General features: G+C 41.1%; 1 pseudogene. It reads right to left on the reverse strand.

The annotated features are described in order from the left end of the window. Positions 1 to 745, reverse strand: a pseudogene (locus tag ACS8FC_RS17085) (polysaccharide biosynthesis tyrosine autokinase); the annotation flags it as partial.

Genomic DNA, 745 nt, shown 5'->3' on the forward strand with positions numbered 1-745 from the left:
CCATTGGATGCTCTTCAGTGTAGTAGGTCGTCAGATCTGCTTTTTTGAGCTTGAGGTCATTGAGCTGTTCACCGATTCGAGATTTTTCATTCAATAAAAGCTCTGCTTCTTTACCCACATCAATGGTGCCATATTTTTTACGAAAACTATTAAACAGCGCTTCAGAGGTTTCTAGCTTTTCTTTCAACGCTGGAATTTGCGTTTCCATAAAGGCAAGAGTTTTGGTGGTTTCTTCCGAGCCACGGGATTGGTTTTGATCTACATAAGACTGGACTATCTGATTGAGTATGGTAGTAATTTGCTGCTGGTTGGTACCTATCATAGACAGTTGAATAATACTGGTTTGATCCCCTCTTTCTTCAACAGACAAAGTGCTATTGATAGCATCTGTCGTGGTCTTTAACGTCTGCTTAGTGATATTAATAGGATAGCTATCCGTTGGTAGCTCAGTCACCGTGATGCTAATCTGACCATCCAGTCCTTCAAATTGGTGCGGCTGACCAAGTTGACCTTTGAATTCATCAAAGCCATTGCTCAAGACGAACCCCGTTGCAGACCTGATCAACGTAAAGGATTGGTTAAGATACTCAGGTGCGACATCAAATTGCTCAATTTGTACTAGACCGTTTCCCGTGTTGAGCGACACACTATCAGGGGTATTTATTTGCGTATCGATACGATTGTTTTTTATTCTATCGATATATCCAATATTGGGATCTGTCAGTCGAGTACGTAAATTCAGTAA

It is taken from the genome of Psychrobacter sp. 1Y4, from assembly GCF_051847555.1.